The following is a 24,788-nucleotide window of genomic DNA, read 5'->3' on the forward strand; positions in this document are numbered from 1 at the left end:
AAGAGGCCGCTGCCTAGGCTCTTGGCAGCCCGACATTCACGTGAAATCGAACCTCAACAGTTCGGTCCTCGTGCTGAACCGACTTTGGCAACCGGTCAACACTTGCACCGCAAGACGAGCCTTTGTCCTGCTCCTCTTGGGCCATGCCCAGGTGGTGAGAGTGGACCAGGAAAACAACTTTTACACCCACGATTGTGATTCGTGGCTGGAGTTCTCCGAGAAGGGCGGCCTGGGAGGCCCCGTCATCTCCAGCCCCCGGGCGGACTACGCGGTGCCCGAAATCATCGTGCTTTCCTTTTTCGACCGGCTCCCGCGCAAGGAAGTCAAGTTCACCCGGCAAAACATCTTCCAGCGGGACGAATACAAGTGCCAGTATTGCGGGCAGCAGTTCGACGCCAAGCAGTTGAATCTGGACCACGTCCATCCGCGGGACAAGGGGGGCAAGACCACTTGGGAAAACCTAGTCACCTCCTGCGTGCCGTGCAATACCCGCAAGGCCAACAAGCTCCCGGCTGAGGCCCAGATGTTCCCCATCAACAAGCCGAAAGCGCCCAAAAGCCGCCCCTTCGCCGGCACCCTCTCGAGCGCGGAGCCCGCCCTCAGTTGGCGTCACTTCATCGAGCTGACACCGGAAAAGGTGGACGTGGGAGGGTAGGGATTGCGGATTTTCGATGGCTGCTTGACGGTTGAAGGCACAAAAAAGGCCGGGCATGGCCCGGCCTTTTCTGAAAAAGAAAAATTCGGTAGCGTAATCTAGCGACGACGGCGAGCGATCAGGCCGAAAACAGCAAGAGCAGAGAGCAGTGAAGTCGAGGGCTCGGGGATGACGGTAGCAAAGCCGAAAGGGGAGGCAGCCGAGGTCGTTGGCCCAGTGTTGCCTAGAGACGGAAGGATCCAATCTGCTGATCGGTCGAAGCCAAAAGGATCGCCCTCAGCCAAAGTAATCGTGGTGGGCGTCGTTCCAGTCTGGCCGATAAACCACGCCACGTAGTATTGGTCCCCTGCATCGGGAGCCAAGTCCAAATCCACCGGCGTATCAGCAAATACAATCTGTGGACCGCCAAACCCGGTTTCGGACACCCCGAACGCGACCAAAAAATCATCGCCAATCAGCTCGTCAGTCGTGAAAGTCCCTGGACTTAGTTCGAGTCCATCTCCCAAAGTATCGATAAAAAGGGCGGCATAGGTGGAGTTTATGAGGTCCAAACCGCCATCTGAATCAGTGGGATTGGCGATGGTCCCGCTGGCAGCTACCACAATCGCGTGGCCAGTCGAAATGCTTGCCAAAAGCCCTAAGACGCTTGCCAGGATTACTTTCAAAGAAGGTAGGTTTTTCATTTCTCGGTAAGAAATTTTGTTATTGCGCGGTGTAGGGGGAGTTGAAAATCCAGAAGGTAGTTCCTTGGGGCGAGCCGGCCGGCTTGCGCACTACCAAACCGGTGGCGGAGGAAAAAATCTTCTGATCATCTACCGATGCTCCCGGCACAAAGTTTGAGGTCGAATACCAGCCGTCTTGAGCGTCATCCGAGGAGTCAAAATAGAGGTAGCTTTCGAGGAACGGCTTATTCACGTCGATGGTGCCGTTATCAAAAACGAAAACAACATCTTGAATGGTAAAAGGGTCAGTCGTTGCCGTAAAGGCCCCTGACTCGAGAAGATCTGTTTCGGGCGCACTCACCGCAACGGGGTAAGGAACTCCAATATAAATGTCCTGGGCTTCGGTCGACGATGGTTTGTTGACAGGAGTTCTCAGGGAATCGATGAGAACTTCCCCCGTCAAGGTAACTGAACTGTTCGCTCCAGCCGGGTTTCTTACAACGAAATAGGTATCGGGACTCAAAATCGTATCATTTACCACAGCACCGGGTACGAAATTCGCCGACGAATACCAACCGTCTTGCGAGTCATTCGAAGAGTCGAAGTAGAGGTAACTCAAAGGGAACGGTAAGTTGACGCCAGTAGCGCTCTGATTGGTGAAAAACACAACAGACTGAATGGAAAAGGGGTCCGTTGTTTTTACAACTCCTTCTCCATTAGGAAACAGGGTCCCCAAGGTCCAATAAGGAAACACCTTAATGGTGGCTCCGTCGAGATCGCTGACGGTGCCGTCGCCTGCCATGTCGATGGTGAGGGTGTCGGTGCCGTTGTCGGTCACGGTGTAAAAGCCGCCTTCTTTGGTGCCATCGCAAACCAAGACAAAATAAGTGTCCGTCTGGGAGCCGACTTGATAGACGTACTCATCGGCGGTCATGGTGAAGTTGACCGTGATGGTGCTGGTGCCCGCGTCGACGCTTTGGATGAGGCCTTGCTCCACTCGATCACGAAAGAGTGGGAGAGAAAATCCGGTGTCAGAACCACCTTGAAAGTCGATGGAGTGGTAGCCGACCGGGTCCGAGTAAGAGCTGTTTTCCTGCCCCACCACCAAGGAGTTTGCAGTGAGGGACAGTCCGAGAAGAAGAGGGAGTGGCTTCATGGGATTGAGTAAGGGACTCTTAGGAGTAGGACCTATCTCGTTCGCAATCAATAAAAAACTAGCATTTCGGCGCTTTCCTTTGGTCGAGCGCTGGACGCTTTTCCTGGATTTGCGTGAAATCCCCGATTCTCGGGGCTGGGCGCTGCTGGATGAGCCTAAAAACCAGCGCTCCAGCTACCGGATCCAGTGGGAGAATAGCCACCTTCCCGAAACCCGAACCCTGAACTTACCCCGCGGTCACAGCAGAGCGATCGTCGTTGAGGCCAGACTTTTCCAGGAAGTAGTCGTAGCCGCCCACATAACGGGTCACTTGGCCTTCATTGATGTGGAGGACGTGATCGGCCAGGGAGCGGATGAAGTGAACGTCGTGGGAGATGAAGAGGAGCGTGCCTTGGTAGGCCTTGAGCGCTTGCACGAGGGCGTCCACTGAGAGGATGTCCAGGTGGGTGGTGGGCTCGTCCATTAGGAGAAGGTTCGGGGGATCGACGAGAAATTTCACGAGGTTGAGCCGGCTTTTCTCGCCACCGGAGAGCACTCGGATCTTTTTGTGGACGTCGGCCCGCCGAAAGAGAAAGGAGCCGAGGACGGAGCGGATTTCGTCTTCCCGCATTTCGGCATTCGAGGCGATGACTTCTTCTAGGACGGTGTTGTTGTCCTGGAGGTTTTCGGAGCGGTGCTGGCTAAAGTAGCCGATCTTGGTGAGGTAGCCGCACTCGCGCTCTCCTTTTTGGAATGCGAGCGCGCCTGCCAGGAGCTTGATGAGGGTGGACTTCCCGGCTCCATTGGGGCCCACTAGGGCCGTTCGCTCGCCTCGCTCCACCACTAGATCGAGCCCTTGGTAGATTTTCTTGTCGCCGTAGGCTTGGTGCAAGCCCCGGAGCTCGATGACTTTCTGGTTGCTGCGTTGGGGCTGGGGAAAGTTGAATTTGAAGACTTTGCGGGTGGCGATGGGTTTGGGCAGCTTGTCCATTTTTTCGAGCTGCTTGACCCGGCTCTGCACTTGGGAGGCTTTGGAGGAGACGGAACGAAATTGATCGATGAATTCCTGCACCCGCTCGATTTCCTTTTGTTGGTTGCGGTAGGCTTTGACTTTTTGCTCGTAGCGGGCTTCTCGCTGTTCTTCGTAGGCGGAGTAGTCGCCTTGGTAGGGGATGAGCTGCTGTTCGTCGATCTCCACGATGTTTTCGGCGACCGCGTTCATGAAGTCCCGGTCGTGAGAAATGACCAAGATGGCGCCCCCATAATTTTGCAGGTGCCGCTGGAACCAGAGGAGCGTCATGAGGTCGAGGTGGTTGGTCGGCTCGTCCAGCATGAGGAGATCCGGCTCCAGCACCAGCAAGCGGGCCAGGTAGGCCCGCATGACCCAACCGCCGGAAAACTCAGCGGCCGGGCGATCAAAGTCGCCTTGCTGAAAGCCAAGGCCGCCCAGCATGCGCTTGGCTTTGGGCTCCAATTGGTAGCCGTTCTGGGCATCGAATTCGTCCTGCGCCTGAGCGAATTCGGGATCGCCAGTGGTGCCGGCCTTTTCGTGCCGATGGATGATGCGGAGGAGCTTGGCCATTTCCGGGTTGATGCCCATGGCGATTTCCAAGATGCTCTCGTCTCCGGCGTCGCCCGCCTCCTGTTCCAAGCTCCCGGTCAGGGCATACTCATCGCGCTCGATTTCGCCTTCGTCCGCCTGGTCTTGGCCCAAAATCATGCGAAAGAGGGTCGATTTCCCCGCGCCATTCGGGCCGACCAAGGCAAAGCGCTCCCCCCAGTTCAGGGTGAAGTCGGCGTTCTGGAAGAGGGTCCGTCCCCCGACCGCTTTCGTCATCTTGCGGATGGTCAGCATGGAGGTCGATGATTGACTCTGGGACCGAAAATGTCCACCGGCTTTCCCGCGAGAAACGCGCTGCTCACTCCGGCCAATCGTCCGTTCGGAAAGACGGCGCTGGCAGGCCCGCTTGGTTGAACAGGGTGGCCTCGGTCCAGTTGGTGAAGGCATAGCGGACCGCCACGGGCTGGGCCACCTTCCCGCTTCGGACCAAGACGGTGGAACCGTCCAACTCCGCCTCGGCCGGGTGGAAGGCACGATCCTCCCCCGCCACCTCAAAGCGAGCCAAGCCCCCGCTCGAAGCGACCAAGCCCTGGTCCGCGTGCTGAAAGAACAACCGCATCGATTCCCCTTCCACCTCATGGCGATCGAGCCGCGGGCTCTCGGCGGCCAAGGCTCTCCCATAATTGTTGGCCAAGGCGAGGCCAGCCAGGCGCTGGCCCACCACGTCCTTGCCCTTCGGATGGATTTCTTTTCGCTCCCCTAGGTCCAGGGCGACGGCCATGCCGGTCGCCGGCAACGCCAAGGCCGCCCCCTGCGCCTCGCGCAAGAGAGCGCTCTCCCGGAGACTGTCCCCTTGATAGCGATAGGGGGCGAGCTGCACGAAGTAGAAGGCCAGTTCCTCGCTCGCGAAATAGCGTCTCCAGTCGCGAATCAAGGCCGGGAAGAGACGCTCGTATTGTTCGGCCCGGCCCACATTGGATTCTCCCTGATACCAGAGAACCCCTTCGAAAGGCAAGCCGCGCAGGGGGGCGATCATGCCATTGAAAAGCACGGTCGGTTCCCGGTGGGGCGACTTCATTTCTTGCTTGAGCGCATGCCAATCATCAGGTGTCTCCAAAATCCGCTGGATGCGCTCTTGGAATTCCGGGAAGCCCGCCAGGCCCTCGCTGCTGACCCAGGCTTCGGCGGGCGTTCCCCCCCAAGCACTCCGGACCAGACCGACCGGCACGCCCAGCTCCTCCCGCAGGCGTTTCCCGAAGTAGTAGGCCACCGCACTGAAATGCGCCAAGGTCTCGGGGCGGGTTTTCAACCATTCTCCGCCAAAATCCTCATGCAGGCGGGTGGCCGCGACCTGGGGGATGCCGAAGAGCCGTAACTGGGGGTCCTGGGCCTGCGAGAGCACTCCTCGGTGGCTGGGCAGTTTCTTCATGGGCCAGCGCATATTGCTTTGGCCGGCACAGAGCCAGACCTCGCCAATCAAGACCTCGCGCAGGACGAGGGATTCCTTTCCGCTCTGCACCGTAACTTGGTGAGGGCCGCCGTAGGCCTCGGGCAGGGAAAAGCGGGCTGCCCAGCGCCCCTCGGCATCGGCTGGCACTCGCGCCAACGGGGCCTCCGCCCAAGAAGCCTTGACCACCACCTGGGAGGCCGGCTTGGCCCAACCACGCATGACGGCTTGCCCGCCGTGTTGCAGCACCATGCGGTCCGACCAAATGGCGGGCAGGCGCAAATCGGCCCCGACCTCGGCTACAGCCGAAAGCCAGAGGACCAAAAGAAGTCGGGAAACCATCGGCCTTTTTACGTGATGGCGAGAGAGGATCTTCCGCGTGGCGGCCGAAAAGACGCAAAATCCTTGTGGCCTCGGAAGGCCGGAGGGAGGGTGCCTTTTCATGCTCGACTCCCCCGCTTTGGAAAACCCACCGCCGGCCCCTCCCTCGGTGCGAGCGAATCTTCGTCGACGCAGGAGATTCCTCCTGCTTTTCCTAGCCGGCTTTTCGGGGATGTATTTTGGCCTGGCCGACCGCATGCAATCGGCGCTTGTGCCCGAAAAGGCTTCCCCCGCCGAAGCCTACTTCCTCCAGCAGACCCACCAATCGCGCGCCCTGGAAGTCCGCTCCGGGCTGACCCGTTCTCTCAGGGAATGGACCCCTCACCGCAGCGATGGCTATTCCAATCCGCTCTGGCCCTGGCTAGCCGCCCGCTTGGGGCCGGAGTTGCCCCTGGAGCAGGGCCGGGCTTTCAATCGCGCCCTCGGTTACAGCTTTCTAGTGCTCTTCACGCTCTTTCTCATCGGCCGCGGGAAAGCGCCTCTCAGCACAGCCAACCTCATCATCTCGCTCGCCCTGCTCTTCGTCCTCCCCGCCAGCCTCCGCTTCGATCCTCAACTCCTCTTCGGACTCCTGCTGCTCTTGACCTGGTTGACGGCGGTCGAAACGCTCAAACACAACACCCTCGGGATGCATCTGCTTTTGGGCTTTCTGGCCGGTCTCAGCTGGCTGGCCTACCCGCTCATCACTCCGCTGCTCGGGACCTTCTTCCTCGTGAGCAATCTTCGCTTTTTGCAAGCTGTCGTGAAGCCCCCCTCGGCCACCGCCTCCCCCAGGCGGGCCGGGCCGTGGAGCTGGCAGAATCACTTGATTGGCTCGGCCTTTCTTTTGTTGGCCTTCTTTCTCGCGATCGGCCCCCGTCTCGACTTCGCGCAAACCACCCTCGGGAGTCCCTTTGCTCATGAGCGAGGCGCTTGCCGCTGGACCAGCCATCCCGAGCAGGTGGCCGCCGCTCGCACAGAGGAAAAAGTAGAAGCAAGCGGTCTCCGCCACCTTCTGACCCAGGAAAACCCCCTCGCCATCGGGAGTCGCTTGGCCGCAGGCAGCTGGGAGATTTTCAAGGGCTGGGGCGAGGCTTCTGATTGGGAGGCCAGCTTGCGCCAGGTGCCTTGGCGAGGACTCCATCTCGGCCTGCTCCTGGCCGCGCTCCTGGCCACCGCGGTCTTGGTGAAACGACACCAACCCAGCAGCCAACTGCCGCGGCAACGACACGCCGCCGAGATGGGCTCGATCCTCCTCTTCACGGTGGGCGCCTTCGCCTGGCAGAATGCCTTGGCCGGTTGGGATGCCCGGCTCTTTGCCGAACTCCCCGACCTCGCCGCCCTCACCCCGGCCGTCCTCTGCTCGCTCTTTGCGGGGATGGATAGCCTGCTGCGACGTTTTCGCGATCGTGGCGGCGACCCCCGCCAGATTCGCTTCTGCTTGTTCTTCCAAGTGGCCTTCTCCCTTGCTCTGGCCGCCACTCTCGTGCATTGGCTAGCGGTGCTGCGGTGAGGCCTTGGCCAAAGCGTTTCCGAAATGAGTTCTTCGCCCCCGCCCCCGCCGTCCTGCCTGCTCGCTTTCGACTTCGATGGCACCCTCGTGCACGAAGAGTTCAGCCCGCTCATCGTGGACGAGTTTCTCGAAATCATGGACGCACTCCGCGAGCAAAATGCCCGCTGGGCCATCAACACCGGACGCGGGCTCTTCCACTGCCTCCAAGGCATGGCGGACCACGGCCTCCGCCGCTTGCCCGACTTCCTCATCGTGAAAGAACGCGAACTCTACCAGCCGGGGCGCTTTCATCGCTGGGTCCCCTTGGGCCCCTGGAATGAACGCTGCGAGAAAGCCCACCGAGTCTTCTTCAAATCGATCCGCAAATCCCTCAAAAAGGTCCGCAAATTCATCGAAAGCGAAACCGGGGCCAGCTACATCGAGGAAAAAGACGAACCCGCTGGCATCGTGGCCCGCTCCGATGAGGAAATGGATGGGATCGTCGCTTACCTCGATGGCTTCAAAACAGAGCACCCGGAGCTGCACTACGAGCGCAACTCCATCTACCTCCGCATCGCCCACCGCGCTTACAACAAGGGCAGCACCCTCTCCCACTTGGCGTCGCTCCTAGAGGTTCCCACCGAACGCGTCTTTGCCGTGGGAGACAACCACAACGACCTTACCATGCTCCACCCCGACTGCGCCGGCATGATCGCCTGCCCTGGCAACGCCGTCTCCGAAGTCCGCCACCAAGTGACCGCTCATGGAGGATTCGTGGCCTCCCGGGGCGCCGGCCTGGGCGTGGTCGAAGCCCTTCGGCACTACTTCCGCTAATACCAACATCCAGAATTCACTGTTAGAATGGAGGGAAGGTGTTGTGGGGAAGAGGCGCTGAAGCGCGGGGAAGGGAGAGCCGGTGTCTTTCGAGCCAGCCCAGCGTTGCTCCTCGGTTACGGTGCCTGCACCGCGCCCTCGTCGTGCCTTGGTCTGGCCCGAAATCCACTCGGCCATTCTACCAGCCAATTCTCCAGCTCGGTATAAGCGCTCCCCAGGGACGCCCGCTTCCTGTCCTCTTCACGATCCAGGAAGCCAAACCAGCCCTTCTTCCCTGACCCGCCAGCTCAGGAGGTCTTCTTCTTGGCTGCCTTTTTTTTGGCGGCCTTCTTCTTCACGGCTTTCTTCTTGGCCGCTTTTTTGGCGGGCGGGGGCTCTTCCGACTGAGCGACCTCCTCGACGGGCGCCTTCTCCAGTGAGGCCACCTCTTGGCCTTGGCCACTGGGATGGACTCGGGGATCCGATTTCAGAAGTTGGGAAAGCTCTTCCCAGCCCGTGCTTCGTTGCAGATTGAAAAGGTAGAGGTAAGCTGACACTTCCGCCGGTGGGTAGTCGGCAAAGAGCTGGTCGACTGCTTGGGAAAGCTTTTCCTCATCAAGCGCCTCGGGAAGATTCTCGACCGCGCCCTTGCCATCATGTTCGATTCCCACTCCATCCAAAAAGACTTTCAAAAGATCTTGGCGATCCTTCAGGAACCAGGTCTGGAGGACGGTTTCCGCCATGGAATCATTGGCCACGATTTGGAGATACTTCCGAATCCAAGCCATCTGCTCGGTGGCCGGCTTGCGCTGGATGAAGACCGGGCGCAGCCGACGCTGCTGGCAGAGGGTGAGGAGCGCGGCCCGGTAGGTGTCCCGGTCTTCGTGACGGAAAAAGGTCAGGATCTCATCGGCGAGATCACCTGGCAGGGCGGCGAAGATTTGGTAGGCGCGCATCGGGCATATTCCTGGCGTCGGGCGGGTAGCTTGCCAAGGACATTTTTGGAACGTGACCCGAGACCACCCACCCGCCTTGCATAAGCCATGACCTTTCTCACAGGCATGCTGCCGGACGAGTTGCGGGCCTGGCTGCGTTCGGCCCAGGAACCGGCCTTCCGAGCCAAGCAAATCCTGGAGTGGCTCTACCGTCATCGCGTCTTGGCCCCGGCCGAAATGTCGAACCTCGGGAAGGGTCTGCGCGAAAAACTCTGGCGGGAATTCGCCCTCGGCTCCCTCGACCTCGTCCAAGCCCAAGGGTCCGCTGACACCACCCGCAAGTTCCTCTTCCGGCTGCACGACGGCCGCTACATCGAAACCGTTCTCATCCCGGCCTCGCCCGCGCTTTATGGCGAGCGCTCGGATCGCCGCACCCTTTGCGTCAGCTCTCAGGTGGGCTGCGCCTACGGCTGCCGTTTTTGCGCCTCCGGGCTGGCTGGATTCACCCGCAACCTCGACGCCGGAGAAATCGTGGAACAGGTCCTGGCGGCCGAAAAAGAAAGCGGCCACCGGGTGGACAACCTCGTCTTCATGGGCATGGGCGAGCCGCTCGCCAACCTGAGCCAACTCACCAAGGCCCTCCACATCTTGAACGCCGACTGGGGGGTCAATCTGGGCGCGCGCCACATGACCGTCAGCACGAGCGGCCTCGCCCCCCAGATCAAGAAGCTGGCCACCGTCCCCTTGCAGATCCGCCTCGCCATCTCGCTCCACGGGGCCAACGATGCAGTGCGCGACCAAATCATGCCGATCAATCGACGCTACCCCATCGAGGTGCTCTTCAACGCCCTCCACCACTGGCGGGAGCACAAAAAGCAGCGCCTCACCTTCGAATACATCTTGATCGACCAAGTCAACGACAGCCTCGAACAAGCCGCCCTCCTGGCAAAAAGAGCCCGCGCCCTCCAAGCCAAGATCAATCTCATCCCCTACAACACCGTGGAAGGTCTTCCCTGGGTCCGACCCAGCGAAGCCCGCCAAAACGCCTTTCGCGACCTGGTGGCCGAATCCGGTGTGGCCGTGACCCTCCGGCGAGAAAAGGGCCATGACATCGACGCCGCCTGCGGCCAACTCCGCCTCAAGCAAGAAACCGAACAAGGCACCCTCCCGACCGTCAAAAACCTTTGACCTCCAGCCGCCGCCTGGGCTGGCTCGCGTCTTCCTCCCCCTTTTGCCCCATGCCCCCGCATCGCGCGCTCTCCCTCTCGCTCGGCAGCCTCTTTCTTCTCTGCCAGTGCGATCCACTGGATCACCAAGCCCGAACCGTCTTGGAAGTGCCGGAACCCCCGGCCCCTGCCCTCCTGGAACGCCAAGGCGTGCCCGCCACCGAAGAAGAACTGCTGACCGCCCTTCAGACGGATTCTCGACTCCTGCAAGCGGCCCAGGCCGTCCAGCTCTCGCAAGCCTGGGGAGTGAGCGAGCCCGCGGCCCTCTTAGAGAAAATCCGCCAGCGCCTCGAAATCCGGCTCCTGCCCTCGCCCCCTCGCCACTTTGAAATCCTCTTCCGCCATCCCGACCCCCAGCTCGCCTTCCGCATGTCGCTGGCCATTGGCCAAGCCTTTGGTGCCTGGTGGACCCAGGAGCTGGAACGAGTGCTCGCGGAGCAAAAAGAGCGCCTAGAAAGCGATCTCTTGGAACAGCAAATCGAGGTCGAAGAAGCCCGCACCCACCTGCTCCAAGCCCTTCAGCGGGAGGGTCACTTCCGCCTGACCTATCCTCCTGAAACTCCCGGTCAACCGCCGGAGTGAGCCAGCCCAAAACGCTCAGCGCTTGCCTTTTTTGACCGCCACGGGCTTGGCCATCTCACTGTAAGCAGGCACCCGGGCGCGCAGCTTTCTCAAGGCCTCGGCATACTCCGGGTTGTCCGCCAAATTGGTCCATTGCTTGGGATCCTTGGACAGATCGTAGAGTTCCTCTTGCTCCTCGCTGTAACGGATGTAGCGGAAGCGCTCCGTGCGGAAGGCCAGAAAGCGCTCGTAGAGCGCGCTCATCGCGGTGCTCTCCCAAGCCGCCTCCGGGTTGTGGAGCAAAGGAACCAGAGAACGGCCGTCGACATACTCGGGGGCCTGCAAGCCGCACAGCTCGGCCAAGGTCGGGTAGAGATCTTGCAGGGAGACAAAACGCGGCGAGACGCCGCCCGCGCGGGTCATTCCAGGCACCCGCATCATCAGCAGGCAGTGGGTGGCCTCTTCCCAGAGCGTGGCCTTCTGCCAATGATTTTTCTCCCCCAAGTGGAAGCCATGGTCGCTCATGAGAAGCACGATGGTCTCATCGAGATAGGGACTTTCCTCCAAAGCCTGCAAGACTCTCCCGATCTGCCGGTCGGCATAGGCGGTCGTCGCGAGGTAGCCTTGGACCGCTTTCTGATGCTCCCCAGTCGCCACGATCTCGTCCACGATGCGGCGCTTCGTCAAAACGCGATCGGCCAAGGGCGGAAGGTCTTCGAGATCGCCTGCCAACAGCTCGGGGACCACCACCTCCTCCAGCGGAAAAAGATCGAAATACTCCTGCGGGACATACCATGGCATATGCGGATGAAAGAGACCGCAGGCGATGAAAAACGGTTGCTGGTGTTCCCTGGCCAGCTGCTCGATGGCCCGATCGGCGTAGCGGGTGTCATTCATCTCCTCCTCCGCCAGGTGGGTCGGACCCCAATCGCTCTCGCCCCGGGCCGCGGGCGAGAAAGGCGCCCCGGGAGGCACGGGATTGCGCTTGTGGCCCAGCTGGCCGTCAAAATCCTTCCGCATGTGCCAGCCATGCCCGATTTTTCCGTAGGAAGCGGTGAAGTAACCGGCCTCCTGGAAAAGCTTGGGAAGAGAGGTGGCTCGGTTGAGAGGCTCGCTCTCTTCCATGACGGCCGCATTGTCATACACGCCCGACTTCCAAGGACTCACGCCCGAGAAGAGGGCCGTGCGGGAAGGCGAGCAATAGGGACTCGAGGTGTAGGCCTGCCGGAAAAGCACCCCACTTTGGGCAAACTTTCGGATGTTCGGCGCCACCACCCTCCCCGTGTATCGCTGGGGATCGCCCAAAAGCCAGGTATTGAGATCATCCACCACCAGAAAGAGCACGTTCTTAGACGGGGCCGCCCACCCGGAAAAGGAGCCCAGCGAAAGCCCGAGGAAACAGAGGAGGAAAAAGCGGCAAGTCGTCATAGGCGTTTCAGAAGAAAGGGCGCAGAGCGCCCTTCAAAGAACGCTCCCCTGGCGGGCGACCTTTCCGCTTCCTGCCTCCTCCTCGCAAGCTGCCGGAGCAAGGGGTCGGCCGGATTCAGTTTACCAAATCGAGCGCGAAGATCAGGTAGCCGCCCTTCCATTGGGGACCGCGGATCAGAAGAGGCTGGTCGGGCGTCAGCACCACGTCCGCCTTGGTCTTGACCGTCTCCTTGTGCCAGAGGCGGAGGAAGAACTTCATTCCGCTGGCATCGCTTCCCTTGTAATCCAGCTCCAAGAAAATCTCCTTCGAGGGCACGACCCAGGTATCGAATTCCTTGGGAACGGCCTGGGTTTCTTCGCCGAGCAAAACATACTCGGAAAAGCGAAGCTGCGCTTCCTTGGAGAGCCGGCCCCGGATTTCCTGGAATTGCGCGGAATCGCTCCCCGCCACCGCCAAGTCCGCGCCCCCCAAAATCAGCGCTCCCCAAACCTTCGGCTCCTCGGCCGCCTGGAGAGTGCCGAGAGGGAAAAGAAGGAAGGTCGCTGCGAAGAAGAGGGCATGTCGCCGGTTCATGGCTGGTGTTCTTAATAGGGGAGGCTGAGAACTGCAAGCTCATCCAAAGCCTCGCTCTCGCTGGGCGGGCCGCCCTCGGCCTCGTCAAAGAGGAACTCCAGCCCTGCCAACTCCTCCTCTTCCAGCGGCTCCCAGCCATCCAACACGATGACCGTGGCATTGGCGGTCGGGGAAAAGAAAGCCTCCGCCGAAATCCCCGGCACGGGAGAGTAGGCGCTGGCAGCCGCCACGCTCGAGAGGACCGGCATCTTTTCCCGATGCTGGTCAGAAAAGACAAAGACCGCCAGCAGCATGAGGGAAGCCGCCGCCACCGCCCAGGGCAAACCGAGCAGCGTAAAAGGATGGACGCGCTGGAACCACTGCTTCCAGCCCCGCGGCCGGGTGGCCTCCTCCTCGAGACGACGGCGCAGCTGGTGCTGGAAAAGATCCGGGTAAGCCGGTTCCTCGGAAGCCGAAAAACGCTCTCGGAGCGCCGAACGCAGCTCGTCATCGCTTTGCTTCCAGGCTTGCAGCTCGGGATCGGCCGAAGCCAGCGCCTCGACCGCAGCCCGTTCCGAGTCCGACAACTCCCCGTCCAGCCAACGGACCATTTGTTCTTCGGTCAATCTCATGATGATTTTTCTCGGGGATTCCGACGGATCACTCCTCATTTCTCTTCAAAATCTCCTGCAACTTCTTGCGGGCATAAAAGAGCCGCGACATGACCGTGCCGATCGAACAGCCCATTACGTCGGCAATCTCGTGGTATTTCAGCCCTTGCACTTCCTTCAGCAAAATGGCGGTCCGGTGGTCCTCCGAAATCTGGGCCAGGGCCGCGTCGAGCCGCTCGCGCAGTTCCCCGCGCTCGGCCTGGGCATCCGGCTGGATGGCTTCCCGCGGCGCGGTGCGGGCTCCGGCCTCGATGTTGTCTTGTCGGATGGCTGTCTCTTCCACGTGAGGACCGCGACTCTTGCGCTTCCGCATCCAATCATACACCACATTGTGGGCGATGCGGTAGAGCCAAGTGTAAAATTGCGAGCGCGCCTCGAACTTCGGCAAGGCCTTCCACGCCTTGAGAAAGACATCCTGCGCCAGGTCCCACGACTCCGCGCTGTCTTTGATCAAGTTGACAATGATGGCGTAAATCTTCCCTCGGTAGCGTTCCACCAGAGAATCGAAGGCTCGCAAATCGCCCGCTTGCGCCCGCGCGACCAAGAGATTATCCGAAGGACCCGCTTGGCCGCCGGTCTCCGCATCGGTCGGGGCGGCCTGCTGCAGCCGACCCAAGACCCATCTGGGAATCACGCTCACCGGGCAGATCTTTACGGTTCTCTCTCGGCTTGGCAATGAAATTCAAGCCGAGCGCCCGCGCAGAAAAGGCGGACTGTGCCCGGTTCTTGCTCTTTCTCCCACGAGGTCGGCAGCCGACCCTGCCGCTCCGCCTTCACCGTCACTATCTCCGGAATGATGAGACACGGTTTTGCCATCGCTCTTCTCCGCTCGGGAATCTTTCTTCTTCCCGCCACGCCTTGGCTGCTCCCAGCCAGCCAGCCTCTCTCCTGCGAGATTCGCTTGGCCAACGGCGATCGCTTCCAAGCCGAGCTGCTCTCCCTCGACGCCGAGGGCATCCTCTGCCAACCCGCCCTCTCGCCCGGCACGCAGGTCGCGATCGACCGCAGCCGGACCCGCCAAATTCGGTTCTCGGACGAAGCGAACGACTCGCCCGCCCCCTTCTCGCTCACCCTGCGCGACTTCAGTGAACTGCGGGGCGAGTGGATCGAGCTGAACGCGGAAGAACTCCTCTTCGACGCCCAGGACCTCGGCCCCTTGCAGATTCCCCGCTCCTGGCTCCATCGTCTCGAGCGCACTGACACCTTGACCCACCACGGAAGCGCCCTCCAAACCAGCCCGCGGGAGCACGCCCTCTTTTTGACCAGGGGCATCCAATTGTCCGGCGAGGTCGAGCGGGCCGACCGCCAGACCCTCCAGCTCAAAAGCGAAAGCCTGGCCGCCCAAGTCCAGCTGAGCGCCGTTCAGCTCTGGGAATTCCCGGACGCCGAAACCAGCCCTCGCCCCTTCCCCGCCCAGCGGGCCGCCGGCAGCTCCTACCTCGCCCTCGACCTCCGCAACGGCACCCACCTCGTAGGCCAAAACCCGGAACTTCAAGGGCGAGCCATTCATCTCACCCTCGTCAACCAAGAGCGGCTGGCCGTCCCAGTGGAGCAATTGCTTGGGCTCAGCTTCAGCGCGGGCAACCTCTTCGACTCCCGCCAAATCCTCGTCTGGGACGCCTACGCCGACCGGGATGGCGAATCCCGCCACACCGTCGAGGCTCTCCGCGAAGGCCTGCCGGACTGGGAAATCCAGGTCTACCACCAGCGGCTTTTCGACGACGAATTTCGCCGACAGCTCCTCAAATCCCGAGCCCTCGTCATCCCCGAGCCCGAGCACTTCAGCAACCACTCCCTGGAGGAATCCGTCGATGGCGAACGTTTCCTCCGCGAAGTGCTCCACGAAGACCTCGAGCCCGCCTTGAAGGAATTCCTCCGCTACGGGGGAAACCTCGTCTTCTGCGGCCTCCAACAAAAGCACCTCGGCCTCTTGGAGCAGCTCGACCTCCTGGCCACCACCATCTCCCGCAGTCGGGATAACAGCGAAGTGGCCTTCTCCCCCCGGGGCCATCAGATCGGAGAAGGGATCGGCGAAACCTTCCGCACCACCAACTCCACCCAATTTTACCAGCCCGGCCCCAAAGTCGAATCCTGGACCACCGAACGGCCCTCTCCCATCGTGGCGCAATCCTTCGACGGCGGCTGGGTCATCCTCCTCGGCATGGACTACTTCCAGCAGAGCGATGCCACCAACCGCATCCTCTGCAATGCCGTCCGGCACACCGCGCTCTAAGGCTGGCTCGAAAGACTCCGGCTCTCCCTTCCACGCGCTTCAGCGCCTCTTCCCCACAACACCTTCCCTCCATTCTTCCAGCCAATTCTGGAGGTTGGTATAAGCTAAAATAGCCACCAAACACTGGCCACCAGGTCCAGCTCCGCCATCTGACCAGAGGCCTTGAAAGCCACCCAGAGCGCGATCCCCCAAGCGGCCAGCAAAAAAAGAAGAGAATCGCCATCGCCTCCCCGCCCCACCCGCAAACGATGCGCCACCAGGAGCGCCCCGAGCGCGCCCGGGAGCACCCCATTGAAAAGGTCCAAGAGACTGCCCACGGACTCAAACCGGCGCAGCGGTGAATCCGGCATTTGGTGAAACAGGTAGTCGCCGTAAAAAATCAAAAGGCAGACCCCAAAGGACCACAGGATCGCTCCCAAGGCACCCATGCGCAGGAGTGTCGGCAGACTGGGCATACCCTAGTGTCCTTGATCGGGATGGCCGAGTCAATCCTATCCCCTCCCGCTAGCTTGAGCCCCCGCGATTCCAAGGATTTTGGAACTCGCCCTCGCGAGCCTGCCAATTCGTCCAGGCGAGATAACCGAAGAGCACCCCCATCAAAAGACTCTGGTAAAAGGCCAGCCCGGCCAAGGCCAGGCCCCCTGCCGTCACGGCCCCGATCGTCGAGCGCAACTTCTGTTTTCCCTCCCGCATCCAATGCCGGAGAAACTGCCCGCCATCGAGTGGTTCAATCGGCATCAGATTCAAAAGGGTCCAGAACACGTTCACATTGATCCCAAACACGAAGAACGCCACCAAGAGCGGAGAAGGCTCGAGACCGGATTGGGCCAAGCTGCGCTGGGTAAAGAGCAACATCCCCGCGAGGGCGAAACCGAAGAGCGGTCCCCCCGCCGTGATCCAGAGAAGCTCCCGGCGTTGGAAGCGCCCCGTGGCCGTGGCCAAGCCCCCCATGCCATACAGGAGAATGGAAGGACGGCCGCCCGCCTTGCGGAAGTAAAAGGCATGCCCCAGCTCATGCACCAGGATGGAGACAAAGGCCGTCGGCACCCACACCAGCATCAACTTCCACCCGCCCGGATCATCCAGCGCCCAGATGGGACCCAAAATCACGATCACCACCCAGAAGATGGGTTGCACCCGCACGGGCGTGCCAAAAAGCGTGAACTGCATCCGCCCCTCTAGGCCGAAACTCGCGCCTTGCCTCCGGAAATTTCCTCCGGCATCTTCCGGCATCGCCCCACCCACCGACAGCGTCCGGGCCGACCTTTGGCTCTGGTCGGTCCGCCTCCACAAAACCCGCCCCCTGGCAGCCGCAGCCTGCCAGGCGGACCATCTTAAGCGACAAGGAAAAGCCCTCAAACCCGCCACCCCTCTCCGCATCGGAGACGAACTCCGCCTGACGAAAGGCCCGCTCGAACTCCACCTGCGAGTCGAAAAACTCCTCCGCCAACGGGTCGGTGCTCCCGAAGCCGTCACCTGCTACTCGGACCTCACTCCAGCAGAAAATCGAGAAGCCGCCGCCGAAGCCCATCGCCGAGCGAAAGAACAAGGCGGCGAACGCCCCACCAAGCGTCATCGCCGCGAGCGAGAACAGTTCCTCCAACACCTCCGCGACGCCGAAGGCCCCTGACCCCCCGCGGAGTCGCTTCTCTTGGCCTCCTCTCTTGGCCCCTGGTTCAAAGCCAAGTGCCCCTCCCTTCCCTCCATTCTACCAGTGAATTCTGGAGGTTGGTATAAGCGGCGGTCAGAACGCGTTCTCACCCTTCGTCCGAAAGGAAAAAAGGCTCCAATTCCTCTCGGTCCAGAAACTCGAGGACCGAAAGATGGGTCGCTCGAGGAACGACCTGGGGCGCCTTCCCGGCCTCCCGGGCCTCGATCCAGCGCCCGAGGCAAAGACACCAGCGGTCGCCCGGCTTCAGCCCCGGAAACTGAAATTCCGGTCGAGGCGTCTCGAGATCATTGCCACGTGCCCGACTGAACTGGAGAAATTCGGCGGTCAGAACGGCACACACCGTGTGCTGTCCGGTGTCTTCCCCGCAGGTGTGGCAATACCCGTCCCGAAAGAATCCCGTCTTAGGGTCGAAGCCACAGGGCTCGAGGGCTTCTCCAAAAATGTTTTCGGCCATCCCTTCTCCCTACGTGGGGCGCTTCGTAGCATGACGTTTTCTTGCGGAAAGACCGGCCGCCAGCCCAAAGACCACTCCGAGGTAACAGCCCGCCAAAAGATCGCTGGGGTGGTGGCGATTGAGCGCCATGCGCGACCACGGGATGCTGGCTGAGACCAGCAAGAGCGGCACGCCTACAGGCGGGGCCAAAATGGCCAGCGGCACGGCCGTTCCCACCGCCACCGCACTGTGCGCACTGGGAAAGCCCAGGTATTGGTTGTCGGGGCCGCTCCCTGGCTTCCATCGCGGCCCATAAAAGCCATCGGGAATTTTCTGGCCCGAATCGTCGCGGGCGCTTGGGCGGGGTCGACCCAGCCCCGCTCGGAAAAGATTGCAGACCAGCCCCGCCAAGACCGCCGAAACCAGCACGGTGGCCGCGACCCGTCGCCAGTGGGCCGACCGCCGGAGCGCGGCCAGCAAAAACAGGGCCGTGACCAAGCCGAGCGTGTAGTAGAGGAAGTCCCCCCACTTGCTGATGGACTCAGCCATCTTCTTTCGCTCCGCATTCGATTCCACCAAGCTCGCTTCCAGCCAAGGGCCGTCCACCGTCCGGCTCATCAGGATGACCGAGCCCGCCACCAGCAGCAGAGAAAGAACCAAAGCCCGCCAACGGCGTCCCAGCCAGCCCCAAGAATCCCGCCAGGATTCCAGCAAGGGTTCTCCCAACCAGCGCAGGAACGCTGTCCCCGACCATTCCGCTCTCCTGCTCATTTCACAAACCAGCCCAAGGTCACCAGTTCCACCACCTCCAGCCGGATGCCATCCTCACGAGGCGCTTTCAGGGCTTGGGCATACAAGGTCACCTGGACTTTCTTCTCCTCCCGCAAGTGAGCCAGCTCAGAGGTCTCTTCCCACTCCGACGAGGGCAAAACCGCCCTCACGCTCTCTTCTTTGGTTGGATGCAGCAACTCCAGAATCATTTCTTCGGACAGCTCGCCTTGGCGCTCTTTGATTTCCACCACTTCGGCCCGCGCGCGCAGCAGCACGGGGGCGGCGGGCGGCGCTTGCTGCAAACTTCGCCAAGAGACTTCGCTGTAGGCGATCAAGCTATCGAAATCCAGGCGCATGCCTTCGATCGTCTCCTCCACCGGCACGATGCGCTCGCCGATCACCGGAAAAGTCACCGGCAGCAAAATGACCCCCTCTTGCACCGCGTAGCGGGGCCCGTATTGCTGGGCTCTCCGGAGACGGAAGATCGGATGGTTCTGGCTGTGCTCCACGTGCTGCATCAGCCCGGGCGTCCTGCGGAGATAGGCGATCTTTTTCTCCAGCATGGGCTCGCCCAAAAAGCTGCGAACCGTCTCCACTGCTTGCTGAAAGCGTTCGCTCACGTCCTCGGAGCCGAGCAGGCCTTCTTGCTCGACCTGGATCGCTCCCCCCTCCTCCTTGGAAAGCGCGTCCCCCTCAGCGGTCTCTTTCACCGAGCCCGCGGCGAGAGGCTCGGGCCCCCTCGTGGGGGTGGGAGCCTGAAGGGAGAGGAGAAAAAAAGCCACTCCCAGGGAGGGCGGCAGCAGCAGCCACAGGAAAAAAAGGGATCGGCTCAGCCGGATCGTGTGAGCGCGGCGCTCGCGGGGCCCCTCCTTTTCAAAATCCAGTTCGAGCGGCCTCTCCCCTCCGTTCTCGAACTCATGGACCTGATTGCGGGCATCCACGTAGGTGCTCCCGGAAAGGGAGCGCTTCTTTTTGCGACGCCGCTTGCGGGCCACAGGCAGCTCTCCGTTCTCCAAGCGATCCACAATCTGGTCGAAGGAGCGTTGGAGATCGTCTTTAGAAGGGTCCTCGGACACGGGGAAGCTTAATAGATAGGTGAGTGGGGATGGTCGAGCAAAAAAGTCGTCACCAAGCCACCTCCACCCTTTGGTCGCGGCCCGCTTTGTCGCGATAGACAATGTGCCCCTCGCGACGTCCAAACTCATGGACCGCCTTGGTCACCTTGACGTCGTAAGCACAGTAGTGGGCGATCTTGTTCATGGGCTCCGGCTTTTGGGTTTTTTCATAGTCCCGCCACCAGAGCACGGCTTCGGTCCCGACCGCCACCTTGCTCAAGCCGAGCGTGGCAGTGGCCACGGCATCGAGACTGATGCGGTGACCGAGCTTCTCCTCCAGCGAAACCATCAGATCGAGATTCCGCGTCTGCTCCTCGAGGGTCAAAATCGAGAACGGCTGGAGCACTCCGTAGTCGAAGCTCAGGTGATTGAAGCCCACCACCAAATCGGCGGTCAGCAGTTGCTGCACGAGGGCCTCGGCCTCCTCCTGGCGGAAGATGTGGTATTGCTCCTCGGCGGTGCTGTAGCTCACCCCCACCGAGATGCCGAGCTTGTCTCGATTTCCCCATCCTCCCACATCGTTGAGGAGTTTGCGGGTTTCCAAATCGAAGTAGACAATCTTCTCGCCCATCAGCCGCCCCCTCCCCAGCGTTCGGTCCATTCCTGGGGCAAGCGCTGGGGACGTCCTTCCGGCATCCGCACGAGCGCGAGCGATTGGCGGCAAGTCACCAGCACCTGCTCATCCAGCTGGCGGAGCAATTCAAACTCGGTCCAAAAGCGGACCCTCTCGAGCGAGGCCAAGCGCCCCCGCACCAACAGCCCGTCCCCGAGCGTCCCCGGTCGCTTGTAGCTGGCCTCCGTGCTCAGCAAGACGGGAAACAGCTTCTCCTCGGCCATCTGGCGCAAATTCATCCCCATGGCCTCGGTCGCCAGGCGGGTGCGGGCCGTCTCGATCATCCGCAAGTAGGCCAGATTGTGCACGACGCCCCCGCAGTCGGTATCAAAAAACATGACCTCTTCCCGGGTCTCAATCGAGGGTCGTTCCATGGACCCGGCACCTTAAGCGGAGCCCCCTCCAAAGATCAAACGTGCGTTCTTGCCAATCCCGGCTTTGGCCGCTTATCTGCTCCCACCGCTCCCGTCCCGCTCTCGTGCCCACCCTCCCTCCAGTCGGCTTTCCTCAATGAAGTTCTCCCTGGCCTTTTTCTTTAGTTCTCTTTGGGGGCTTTCGTGCGGCTGGTCGGTCGAGCTGGTGGAAAAGCAGAGCCAAGTCAAAGGTCTCCTGGTCCGCTCCCTCGAAATCGGCGAGCAAACCGGCTCCTCCTCCCAGATGAACGCCACCTGGGTGCCGGGCGGGGAGGACGCGGGCGGCATGCGGGTGAAGTTCAATCAAGACACGGGCGACATGATGACCGGCGCCCTCCGCGAGGTCGTGAAATACCTCCGCATCCGGCATGACGGTTGGCCGCAGGGGGGCACCGTGGAAATCGGCTTTCAGGAGAAATGGATCGAGAAGGACGGCCCCTCCGCAGCGGTGGCCTGCGGCCTCCTGCTCCAAGCCCTCCTGACAGGGGAGGAGATCGACGCCGGCTTCTCCATCACCGGCGATATGAATGCCACCGGGATGATCCTGCCGGTGGGCGGGGTCAGCGCCAAGATCGAAGGCGCGGCCGAAGGAGACTGTCAGATCGTGGGCATCCCCCAGGAAAACCGCATCGATGTCTCCGACCTGCTCCTGACCCAAGGAGCCGCCCCTCTCTGGGAAATCCAAATCATGGAGTTCGAGAACTTCGAGCAAGCTTGGGACATCGCCCGGGCCGAGCGGAGCGAAGGCACCCGCCAAGCCCTGGCCACCTTCGCGGAAATCCAAAGGGTTCTCCAAAAGCACCAGAACCCCGACCTCCTGCGCAACCCCCACGTGCAGAGCCGCCTGAAGGAAGTTTGCCAAGCCCTGCCCCAGCACCTCTCGGCCCGTCTTCTCCTGCTGCACGGCCTCGGCCGGACGCCGGACCAACTCAGTCTCTCCGGTTCCCTCAATCGCCTCTCCATCATCCACAATGAGCTGGCCAAGGCCATCGATGACGATGCCGTCCAAATCGGCGGGGGCTTGCAGGAGGACGGCGTAGCCGACTCCTTGTCCGACCTCCGGCGCATCCGCCCCTCCCTCGACCGCCGCCTCTCGGACTACGCGGATTCGGTGGTCGACTTGGGCCAACTCTACCACCGCCACCGCCGCGAACTGGACGGGGTGCGTGCCTACAGCCGCATCCAACAGGCCATCTTGGAAATCAACCAAGCGGCCGACCTCGCCCATCGCGAATGGGACAAAATCCTAAACGACCGGGCCCTCATGAAAGAGCTGGAGTGAGGGACTTTCGTTGAAGTCCGCCCCGCCTGCCGCTAAGGCCGTGGGGTGCCCCTGACCTCGCCGGCCACCGTCGCCTTCCTCACCAGCCGTTTCCCCTCCTCGCTTCGCGATTGCCAGAAGGAAGCGGCCCGGCAGCTGAAAGAATCCGGGCACTCCCTCCTCTTCGCCTCCCTCGTGCCCCCCCTGGCGGGCCAGCCGGTCCGCGATCGCGAAAGCGAAGTCCTCCACCTGCCCGCGCCCAGCGTGCTGGAAGCCGCCTTCGATGGGAAACCGGTCCTGGTCGAACCCAGCCTCGAATTTCTTCGCCAGCCCCAACGCCTCGAAGCCCAAGCCGAAGCGCTGGCCCGGTGCCTAGTTCGCCGTCGCGTCCGCCATCTTCACGCCACCCAAGGCGGCGCTTGTGCCCTGGTGGCCCTGGCCATTCACCGCCGGACCGGCCTCTCCTTCAGCCTCTCTCCCGCGGCGGAAGACTGGTTTCGACTGGAAAGCGCCTGGCGCCAACGCCTCGGCCAAGCGGCCCGCCCGCTCTTCCTCCCGACCGAGGCCGCCGTGGAAGAAGCCCGCTCCCTCGGCTTGGCGGGACGCTGCCAATGGTGCCCGCCAGCGGTCGACCGCAAAGGAGTGGTGGCCGCGAGTCCGGCCCATCGTCCTGGCGGGGCCTTGGTGCTCCTGGCGCAGAGCGATCTCCATCCCGCCACCCGCTTTCACGACCTCCTGGAAGCGCTCGCCCGCTTGCAGGCGCAGGGAATCGCCTTCGAATTCCTGCTGGATGGGGATGGCCCGCAGCGCGAGAAACTCCGCGCTCAAGCCGCCCAGCTCGGCCTCTCGCAGCAGGTCTTCATCGGCCCGGTCGACGAAGCGGCCTACCAAGACGCGCTCTCCATGGCGCACGTCTTCGTCCACTTGGAAGAGGATCATCCGGGCCTCCTCCCCTCCCCGCTTTTGACCGCGCTGGCCGCCGGGCTGCCCATCCTGGCCTCCCGAGCTGGCAACTTGGCGGACGCCGTGGAGGACGGTCGCAATGGCCGCTTGGTCGGCCCGGGCGAGGTGGCCACCATCGCGGAAACCCTACTGGAGTGGGCTCAGCGACCGGCCACCGCCGCCGCCCTCGGCTTCGAGAGCCAAGTGGTCTTGGAATCAAAATTCTCCGTCGAGCAAAGCGGCCGCCAACTGGCCGAGGCCATAGGGCAAGCCATCCCGGCCCTGCGACCGAGCGAAATCGAAGTCCCTCGCGCCAAGGTTCTCTACCTTCTCGATCACTTCCCGGAGGCCGACTCCTCGGAAGCGGAGGAACTGACCTGGGCCCTGACCCATCCCCATTGCGAAGTCCTCCTGCTGGCGGGCCACGTCCCGGCTGGGAGCCGCTTCCCGGCCGCGCGCTTAGCCGAGTGCGAAACCCTTCCCGACGGCGGACTCCTGGAGGCCGCTTGGCTCCAAGACGAGCCGGCGCGCACTTCGCTGCTGGACTTTCGGCAAAAGCTCGGGGCCCTCGTCGAGGGCGAACGCTACTTTCGCGATGCCCGCCGCGCCCACTGGGTGGCGGGCTGGCTGGAACATCGGGGAGAGTTCAAAATCGTGCACGCCGCCCGGAGCGCCGAATGCCTGACCACCTGGCTGGTTCATCGGCTCCGCGGCCTGCCCTTCAGCGCCGCGGTCGAGGAAGCGCCCGCTCTCCCCAGCGCTTTGTTGGCTCGGCTGCTGCCCCTGGCCACCGCCAGCAGTTTGGCTTCGCCCGAAGTCGCCCGTGCCCTGCGAACGCCCTCGGAAGACAGTCTCCTCCTCGGCTCGGGAACCGAAGAAACCGGGGGCCTCATCCAACGCCGGATGAAGGACCGCAAGGCCAGCTACCCCACCCGCCAAAACGCCTTCCTCACTTACCTCGACCGGCTCCTGGAAGGCTCACTCGGCGCGTGATCTCGCGCTTCTCCCGCTTCTCCCGCTTCTCCCAAGGGGGCACGGGAAACTTCAAACTCCCTCCAAGACCGTCAAAATCTTGGTTTTGACCGAGTTCGCCAAAAAGCACTCCGTATGCGCTTTGTGATGCAGCTCTTCCAGCTTCTCCCGGGAGACCTCCACCCCTTCGGCGAAAACCGTTTTTGGATGCAGCTCCACGCGGCCTAAGACCGGCTTGCCGCTTTCGCCCTTCTCGAGAAACCCCACCGCCTCATCGGTGTAGCTTTCGAGCGTCAGCTTTTGCAGCGAGCAAAAGGCCAGGAAGGTCAGCATGTGGCAACTGGAGAGCGAAGCCACGAAGGCCTGCTCGGGATCGGGAATCTCTTCCTTGCCGAGATACTCCTTAGCGGCCGTCATGGGCAGCGATTGCCCATGTCCGAAATCCACGTCGTGTTCCCTAGGATATTCCTTGTAAGCGAAGGAAGCGTCTCCACGATTCCAGGTGAGGGTGGCTTGGTGCTTGGACATCCCTCCCTGTCTGTCGAAAGGCTTAGGAATGCAACGGCTTCTCGCTCCCTCCCAGGCCGCTAATACCAACCTCCAGAATTCACTGTTAGAATGGAGGGAAGGTGTTGTGGGGAAGAGGCGCTGAAGCGCGGGGAAGGGAGAGCCGGTGTCTTTCGGAGCCAGCCCAGCGTTGCTCCTCGGTTACGGTGCCTGCACCGCGCCCTCGTCGCGCCTTGGTCTGGCCCGAAATCCACTCGGCCATTCTACCAGCCAATTCTGCAGATTGGTATTACTCACAGCAGGTACCCCACGGGCGGGGCGGCCCCCGGGGTGTAGAAACGGGTCAGATTGGGGAAG

General features: G+C 61.7%; 26 protein-coding genes. 9 read left to right on the forward strand and 17 right to left on the reverse strand.

What is annotated here, in order from left to right:
• Positions 1–40 precede the first annotated feature (40 nt).
• Positions 41–655, forward strand: a complete 615-nt coding sequence (locus AAF555_07315) for an HNH endonuclease (protein ID MEM6911378.1) — start codon at positions 41–43, stop codon at positions 653–655.
• Between the two features lie 98 nt (positions 656–753).
• On the opposite strand, the gene AAF555_07320 is transcribed toward AAF555_07315, so the two are convergent.
• From AAF555_07320 to AAF555_07335, 4 genes are all read right to left on the reverse strand, one after another.
• Positions 754–1,338 (reverse strand): PEP-CTERM sorting domain-containing protein, encoded by a 585-nt coding sequence (locus AAF555_07320; protein MEM6911379.1) that lies wholly within the window; start codon positions 1,336–1,338, stop codon positions 754–756.
• A 19-nt stretch (positions 1,339–1,357) separates the two neighbouring features.
• Positions 1,358–2,473: a TIGR02597 family protein gene (locus AAF555_07325; protein ID MEM6911380.1), complete on the reverse strand. Its 1,116-nt coding sequence runs from the start codon at positions 2,471–2,473 to the stop codon at positions 1,358–1,360.
• A gap of 226 nt (positions 2,474–2,699) precedes the next feature.
• The gene (locus tag AAF555_07330) at positions 2,700–4,307 is read right to left on the reverse strand and encodes an ABC-F family ATP-binding cassette domain-containing protein (GenBank protein ID MEM6911381.1); all 1,608 of its coding nucleotides are present in this window, start codon (positions 4,305–4,307) and stop codon (positions 2,700–2,702) included.
• Positions 4,308–4,371: 64 nt separating this feature from the next.
• The gene (locus tag AAF555_07335) at positions 4,372–5,802 is read right to left on the reverse strand and encodes a sialate O-acetylesterase (GenBank protein MEM6911382.1); all 1,431 of its coding nucleotides are present in this window, start codon (positions 5,800–5,802) and stop codon (positions 4,372–4,374) included.
• Positions 5,803–5,902: 100 nt separating this feature from the next.
• On the opposite strand from AAF555_07335, the gene AAF555_07340 reads away from it, so the two are divergent.
• Positions 5,903–7,333: a hypothetical protein gene (locus AAF555_07340; GenBank protein ID MEM6911383.1), complete on the forward strand. Its 1,431-nt coding sequence runs from the start codon at positions 5,903–5,905 to the stop codon at positions 7,331–7,333.
• A gap of 24 nt (positions 7,334–7,357) precedes the next feature.
• Positions 7,358–8,146, forward strand: a complete 789-nt coding sequence (locus tag AAF555_07345; protein ID MEM6911384.1) for an HAD hydrolase family protein — start codon at positions 7,358–7,360, stop codon at positions 8,144–8,146.
• A gap of 287 nt (positions 8,147–8,433) precedes the next feature.
• Here the strand turns inward: AAF555_07345 and AAF555_07350 are convergent, their stop codons facing one another.
• Positions 8,434–9,081: a hypothetical protein gene (locus AAF555_07350; GenBank protein MEM6911385.1), complete on the reverse strand. Its 648-nt coding sequence runs from the start codon at positions 9,079–9,081 to the stop codon at positions 8,434–8,436.
• A gap of 87 nt (positions 9,082–9,168) precedes the next feature.
• Here AAF555_07350 and rlmN point away from each other — a divergent pair, with 87 nt between their 5' ends.
• A complete protein-coding gene (gene rlmN, locus AAF555_07355) occupies positions 9,169–10,248 on the forward strand; it encodes a 23S rRNA (adenine(2503)-C(2))-methyltransferase RlmN (GenBank protein ID MEM6911386.1) in 1,080 nt (359 codons plus the stop codon).
• Between the two features lie 50 nt (positions 10,249–10,298).
• Entirely contained in the window at positions 10,299–10,868 is a 570-nt protein-coding gene (locus AAF555_07360; protein ID MEM6911387.1) for a hypothetical protein, read from the forward strand.
• 15 nt (positions 10,869–10,883) lie between these two features.
• Here the strand turns inward: AAF555_07360 and AAF555_07365 are convergent, their stop codons facing one another.
• The 4 genes from AAF555_07365 to AAF555_07380 form a co-directional block, all read right to left on the reverse strand.
• Positions 10,884–12,275, reverse strand: a complete 1,392-nt coding sequence (locus AAF555_07365) for a sulfatase (protein ID MEM6911388.1) — start codon at positions 12,273–12,275, stop codon at positions 10,884–10,886.
• A 115-nt stretch (positions 12,276–12,390) separates the two neighbouring features.
• Complete coding sequence (locus AAF555_07370; protein MEM6911389.1) at positions 12,391–12,849, reverse strand: hypothetical protein; 459 nt, start codon at positions 12,847–12,849, stop codon at positions 12,391–12,393.
• 11 nt (positions 12,850–12,860) lie between these two features.
• Positions 12,861–13,460 carry a hypothetical protein gene (locus AAF555_07375; GenBank protein MEM6911390.1) on the reverse strand — a complete coding sequence of 200 codons (600 nt, stop codon included), beginning with the start codon at positions 13,458–13,460 and terminating at the stop codon, positions 12,861–12,863.
• Positions 13,461–13,488: 28 nt separating this feature from the next.
• Positions 13,489–14,139, reverse strand: a complete 651-nt coding sequence (locus tag AAF555_07380) for a sigma-70 family RNA polymerase sigma factor (GenBank protein ID MEM6911391.1) — start codon at positions 14,137–14,139, stop codon at positions 13,489–13,491.
• A gap of 153 nt (positions 14,140–14,292) precedes the next feature.
• On the opposite strand from AAF555_07380, the gene AAF555_07385 reads away from it, so the two are divergent.
• Positions 14,293–15,732 (forward strand): hypothetical protein, encoded by a 1,440-nt coding sequence (locus AAF555_07385; GenBank protein MEM6911392.1) that lies wholly within the window; start codon positions 14,293–14,295, stop codon positions 15,730–15,732.
• Between the two features lie 104 nt (positions 15,733–15,836).
• Here AAF555_07385 and AAF555_07390 read toward each other — a convergent pair whose 3' ends face one another.
• Together AAF555_07390 and AAF555_07395 are read right to left on the reverse strand one after the other, a co-directional pair.
• Positions 15,837–16,187: a hypothetical protein gene (locus tag AAF555_07390; GenBank protein MEM6911393.1), complete on the reverse strand. Its 351-nt coding sequence runs from the start codon at positions 16,185–16,187 to the stop codon at positions 15,837–15,839.
• Positions 16,188–16,236: 49 nt separating this feature from the next.
• The gene (locus tag AAF555_07395; GenBank protein MEM6911394.1) at positions 16,237–16,902 is read right to left on the reverse strand and encodes a site-2 protease family protein; all 666 of its coding nucleotides are present in this window, start codon (positions 16,900–16,902) and stop codon (positions 16,237–16,239) included.
• On the opposite strand from AAF555_07395, the gene AAF555_07400 reads away from it, so the two are divergent.
• Complete coding sequence (locus tag AAF555_07400; GenBank protein MEM6911395.1) at positions 16,892–17,362, forward strand: RNA-binding S4 domain-containing protein; 471 nt, start codon at positions 16,892–16,894, stop codon at positions 17,360–17,362. The two genes, AAF555_07395 and AAF555_07400, sit on opposite strands and share 11 nt — an antisense overlap.
• A 127-nt stretch (positions 17,363–17,489) precedes the next feature.
• On the opposite strand, the gene AAF555_07405 is transcribed toward AAF555_07400, so the two are convergent.
• Genes AAF555_07405 through AAF555_07425 form a run of 5 tightly spaced genes read right to left on the reverse strand, consistent with a single transcriptional unit; the run spans position 17,490 to position 20,710 of the window.
• Positions 17,490–17,858, reverse strand: a complete 369-nt coding sequence (locus AAF555_07405; protein ID MEM6911396.1) for a DUF2237 domain-containing protein — start codon at positions 17,856–17,858, stop codon at positions 17,490–17,492.
• Positions 17,859–17,867: 9 nt separating this feature from the next.
• Positions 17,868–18,608: a phosphatase PAP2 family protein gene (locus AAF555_07410; protein MEM6911397.1), complete on the reverse strand. Its 741-nt coding sequence runs from the start codon at positions 18,606–18,608 to the stop codon at positions 17,868–17,870.
• Positions 18,605–19,684, reverse strand: coding sequence for a hypothetical protein (locus tag AAF555_07415; protein ID MEM6911398.1), 1,080 nt, complete (start codon positions 19,682–19,684; stop codon positions 18,605–18,607). Before AAF555_07415 ends, AAF555_07410 begins: the two co-directional genes overlap by 4 nt.
• A 49-nt stretch (positions 19,685–19,733) precedes the next feature.
• Positions 19,734–20,324 carry a ribonuclease H-like domain-containing protein gene (locus tag AAF555_07420; protein MEM6911399.1) on the reverse strand — a complete coding sequence of 197 codons (591 nt, stop codon included), beginning with the start codon at positions 20,322–20,324 and terminating at the stop codon, positions 19,734–19,736.
• Entirely contained in the window at positions 20,294–20,710 is a 417-nt protein-coding gene (locus AAF555_07425) for a thioesterase family protein (protein MEM6911400.1), read from the reverse strand. Before AAF555_07425 ends, AAF555_07420 begins: the two co-directional genes overlap by 31 nt.
• A 136-nt stretch (positions 20,711–20,846) precedes the next feature.
• Here AAF555_07425 and AAF555_07430 point away from each other — a divergent pair, with 136 nt between their 5' ends.
• The gene (locus tag AAF555_07430; protein ID MEM6911401.1) at positions 20,847–22,031 is read left to right on the forward strand and encodes a S16 family serine protease; all 1,185 of its coding nucleotides are present in this window, start codon (positions 20,847–20,849) and stop codon (positions 22,029–22,031) included.
• A 45-nt stretch (positions 22,032–22,076) separates the two neighbouring features.
• Complete coding sequence (locus tag AAF555_07435) at positions 22,077–23,945, forward strand: glycosyltransferase (GenBank protein MEM6911402.1); 1,869 nt, start codon at positions 22,077–22,079, stop codon at positions 23,943–23,945.
• 51 nt (positions 23,946–23,996) lie between these two features.
• Here the strand turns inward: AAF555_07435 and AAF555_07440 are convergent, their stop codons facing one another.
• Positions 23,997–24,452, reverse strand: a complete 456-nt coding sequence (locus tag AAF555_07440) for an OsmC family protein (protein MEM6911403.1) — start codon at positions 24,450–24,452, stop codon at positions 23,997–23,999.
• Positions 24,453–24,788 lie beyond the last annotated feature (336 nt).

The sequence above is a fragment of the Verrucomicrobiota bacterium genome (genome assembly GCA_039027815.1).
Lineage (GTDB): Bacteria > Verrucomicrobiota > Verrucomicrobiia > Verrucomicrobiales > JBCCJK01 > JBCCJK01.